The organism is Tissierella sp. (assembly GCF_052089545.1).
In the GTDB taxonomy this organism is placed as follows: Bacteria; Bacillota; Clostridia; order Tissierellales; family Tissierellaceae; genus Tissierella_A.
Window position 1 is genome coordinate 10312 of sequence record NZ_JBQDAA010000042.1, and the last position, 4058, is coordinate 14369.

The 4058-nt window shown below is 34.0% G+C and carries 4 protein-coding genes; all 4 read left to right on the forward strand.

Annotation, left to right across the window (positions count from 1 at the left end; all coding sequences use genetic code 11):
• Positions 1–89 precede the first annotated feature (89 nt).
• The 4 genes from ACTHW2_RS04965 (at position 90) to ACTHW2_RS04980 (ending at position 4013) form a co-directional block, all read left to right on the forward strand.
• A complete protein-coding gene (locus ACTHW2_RS04965) occupies positions 90–824 on the forward strand; it encodes a maleate cis-trans isomerase family protein (protein ID WP_442262779.1) in 735 nt (244 codons plus the stop codon).
• Between the two features lie 118 nt (positions 825–942).
• Complete coding sequence (locus tag ACTHW2_RS04970; RefSeq protein WP_442262780.1) at positions 943–2115, forward strand: M20 metallopeptidase family protein; 1173 nt, start codon at positions 943–945, stop codon at positions 2113–2115.
• A gap of 33 nt (positions 2116–2148) precedes the next feature.
• Positions 2149–2739 (forward strand): TRAP transporter small permease, encoded by a 591-nt coding sequence (locus ACTHW2_RS04975; protein WP_442262781.1) that lies wholly within the window; start codon positions 2149–2151, stop codon positions 2737–2739.
• Positions 2736–4013, forward strand: a complete 1278-nt coding sequence (locus ACTHW2_RS04980) for a TRAP transporter large permease (protein WP_442262783.1) — start codon at positions 2736–2738, stop codon at positions 4011–4013. Before ACTHW2_RS04975 ends, ACTHW2_RS04980 begins: the two co-directional genes overlap by 4 nt.
• Positions 4014–4058: the final 45 nt, after the last annotated feature.

Genomic DNA, 4058 nt, shown 5'->3' on the forward strand with positions numbered 1-4058 from the left:
ACAATTCTATTGATGCTTTAATATACTATAATATTAATATAGGTGATTTGCAAATATTCTAAATATTGAAGGTTTTAAAAGGAGGAAAGATGAAAGATTTTGAATATGGAGCAAGAGCAAAGATAGGTTTAGTTTATCCGGCCCCAGGTTGGGTTATGGAGCCAGAATTTAACAAGATGAGTCCAGAAGGAGTAATAACATGTGCTACAAGGATTTCTTTACATGAAACAAACGAAGAAGGACTATCTGGGATAGGAAGTGAAGCTATAAAGGCAGCTAAACTGTTAGCACAAGCACCAGTAGATGTTATAGCACTTGGATGCACAAGTGGAAATTTTATGGGGGGAGCCGAGTACGATAATGAAGTTATTCAAAAAATGGAAAAGTCATCGGGCGTTCCTTGTATTACAACTTCTAGTTCAGTAGTAGATGCATTGAATAGACTTAATGTAAAGAAAATTGCAGTTGCAACCCCATATATAGAAGAAGTATATATGAAGGGAAAATCATTCTTGGAAGAAAGTGGATTTGAAGTAACTAATATAAAAGGGTTAAACTTATTGTATGATAGGGAGATTGATAGTCAAAGTTTAGAAACTGTATACAAATTTACTAAAGAAGTAGATACAAAAGATGCAGAAGCGGTAGTTATACTTTGCACTGGTATAAGAAGTATAGGAATTATAGAACATTTAGAAAAGGATTTAAATAAACCTGTAATATCTGCTATACAAGCAACCTTTTGGAATGCTCTAAGAAAAAGCGGTGTAAGCGATAAAATAAAGGGATATGGAAGTCTACTTGAAAACTACCAAACAAATTGACTATAAATTATTTAAAAGTTCATACATTTATGTCAGTGAAGAAAACGTTCTTATATAGTAATATTAATTGTAAGAGTAAATATGAATTATATATTTTTACAAAGAAGGGAGATAGAAAATGGATATAAAAAAGCAAGTAGAAAATCTCAATGATGAACTGATAGCTTTAAGAAGAGATTTTCATATGCATCCAGAATTGGGATTTGAAGAATATAGATCTCAAGAAATAGTTTTAAAGTACTTAAAAGATTTAGGTTTAAAAGCAGAAAAAATGACTAAAACAGGTGTAGTAGCACTTTTAGAAGGTGATAAACCTGGTAAAACATTACTTATGAGAGCAGATATGGACGCGCTTCCTGTCACTGAAGAAAACGATGTCCCATATAAATCTAAAAATGAAGGTAAAATGCATGCTTGTGGACATGATGGTCACATGGCTATGTTACTGGTAGCAGCAAAGATACTTTCTAAGCATAAGGACAAGATACATGGAAATATAAAATTTGTATTTCAGCCAAATGAAGAGGATGCAGGAGCAGTATTCATGGTAGAAGATGGAGTATTAGAAAATCCAAAAGTAGATGCTGCAACAGCTATTCATCTTTGGACTCCTATAGAAAGTGGGAAGATAAGTGTAAGTGAAGGACCAGTTATGGGCGCTATGGATGTTTTCGATATAACAATCCATGGAAAAGGTGGGCACACTGCAATGCCTCAAGAAACAATTGATCCTGTTATAGTAGCAGCTCAAATAATAATGGGTGCTCAAGTTGTACAAACAAAACAAATCAATGCATTGACACCTACACTGATAACCTTTGCAAAAGTAAATTCAGGAACTGCATCAAATATAGTACCAGAAAAAGTAGAATTAGCAGGAACACTGAGATACCTATATAAAGGTGGACCAGATTCAATAGAAAGACCAAGAGAAAGATTAGAAAAGATAGTAAAAGGCATATGTGAAACTTTTGGAACAACTTATGAAATGAACTTTACTCCAAGTAACTTTACGGTAGAAAATGATAAGGAACTTACAGGAAAGATCAAAAAGATAGCAGCTGACTTAGTGGGCAATGAAAACGTTGTACCATATGTAACTTTAGCTGGAGAAGATTTTTCAGAATTTACAAAAGAAGTACCGTCAACATTTTATTTTGTAGGGGTAGGCAACAAGGAAAAGGGAACAGACTATCCTCACCACCATCCTAAATTTGATATGGATGAAGATGCACTAGCTACAGGGGTAGAAATGCACGTCAAAGCTGCCTTAGAATATTTAAATAAGTAGTAAAACAAACAAAGAAAGCGAGGGGAATTATAATTGGACTTAATAAAAAAGATTGACCGAGTAGTAGAAAAAGTTGAAGCATTTATATTAAGTAGTAGTATTATTTTGATGGCAACAATACTAATTGGTAACGTTATCGCAAGAAGAGTTTTTAACAACTCATGGACTTTTGCGGAAGAGGTAGGTCAACTACTAGTTGTTATAGTTACATTTATGGGACTAGGTTACGGAGTAAGAAAAGGACAACACGTTAATATGTCAGCTATAATAGATATAGCACCAAGAAAAGGAAAAAAAATTATGGCAATATTTATAGCATTTATATCTATGGTTACAATGTTTTTCTTTGCATATTTAAGTTATAAGTACACATTAACAGTAATAGCAAGAGGTAGAGTAACACCCGCACTTGAGATGCCAAGGTACTTTACTACTATGTTTTTACCCATAGGATTTACCTTAGGTGGTATTCAGTACTTAATTAACTTAGTTTTAAATCTTACTAATAAAGACGATATATACTTTAGTAATGAAGCACCTATGGTTGATTATGACGAGATACCAGAAATACAACCTGAAGGTGTAGATGCAAAACAAAATGCTAAAAAGGAGATGAAATCATGATATTTACTTTACTTGCAATACTGTTTGTACTCTTATTTACAGGAGCACCTTTGATGCTCGGACTTTTAATAGGACCTGTGGCAGTAGTTGCATTATACATGCCAGACATTGATTTAATGTGGCTAACTCAACAGATATCCGGAGGAGTAGAAGTATTCTCTCTTTTAGCAGTACCAATGTTTATATTTGGTGCAGATATTATGAGTATGGGACACACTTCAAATAGACTACTTGATCTAGTAAATACATTCGTAGGACATGTAAAGGGTGGACTTGCTATAACAACAGCAGCTACATGTACATTCTTTGGTGCAATATCAGGTTCAACTCAAGCAACTGTTGTTGCGGTTGGTAAGCCAATGTATTCAAAGATGGTAGATAAGGGATATGGAGTATCGGAATCATTAGCTTTAATAATAAACTCATCAAATATAGCTCTACTTATACCACCAAGTGTTGTAATGGTAATGTACGGAGTTGTAACAGGAGCGTCAGTTGGAGAACTATTTATAGCAGGAATTGGACCAGGACTTGTAGTATTAGCATTCTTCTGTATATACAACTATTTTGATGCAAAGAAAAAAGATACACCAGTTGAAGAAAAATCTACTTGGGCAGAAAGAGGAACAGCTTTTAAAAAGGCTTTACTACCATTAGGTTTCCCTGCAATTATAATAGGTGGAATTTATGCAGGACTATTTTCTCCTACAGAAGCAGCAGCAGCATCAGTATTATATGCTTTAATACTTGAAGTAGTTATATATAAGTCAATCAAACTTAAAGATATACCAAGTATAGCACTATCATCAGGTATGGTAACAGCAGTAGTGTTTATATTAGTAGCAGCAGGAGCGTCATTTGCTTGGATGTTCTCACTAGGAAGAATACCACAAATGTTAACAGCTTCAATTCTTGGAACGGATCCAAGTGCAATAAAGATACTAACAGTAGTAAGTATATTCTTTTTCGTAGCTTGTATGTTTGTTGACCAACTAGTAGCTATAATAATATTAGCTCCTATATTTGTAGGTCCAGCAGCAGCAGCAGGAATAGACCCTATACATTTAGGTGTAATAGTAACTCTACAAAGTGCAATAGGTTCTGCAACACCACCGTTTGGTTGTAACATATTTACAGCATCGGCCGTGTTTAACAAACCTTATATGGCTGTTATTAGAAAGACAGTACCTTATTTCGTAATGTTCTTTATAGTTTCAGCACTAATGATATTTTTCCCACAAGTAGCACTGTTTTCTAGGAACCTATTATATTAATGAGAGGAGGATTTTAAAATGAAAAAAAGAATATTAGCTTTAATG

Coding starts and splice junctions, on each gene's coding strand:
- ACTHW2_RS04970 (WP_442262780.1), top strand. CDS start 943: ATGGATATAAAAAAGCAAGTAGAAAATCTCAATGATGAACTGATAGCT.
- ACTHW2_RS04980 (WP_442262783.1), top strand. CDS start 2,736: ATGATATTTACTTTACTTGCAATACTGTTTGTACTCTTATTTACAGGA.
- ACTHW2_RS04965 (WP_442262779.1), top strand. CDS start 90: ATGAAAGATTTTGAATATGGAGCAAGAGCAAAGATAGGTTTAGTTTAT.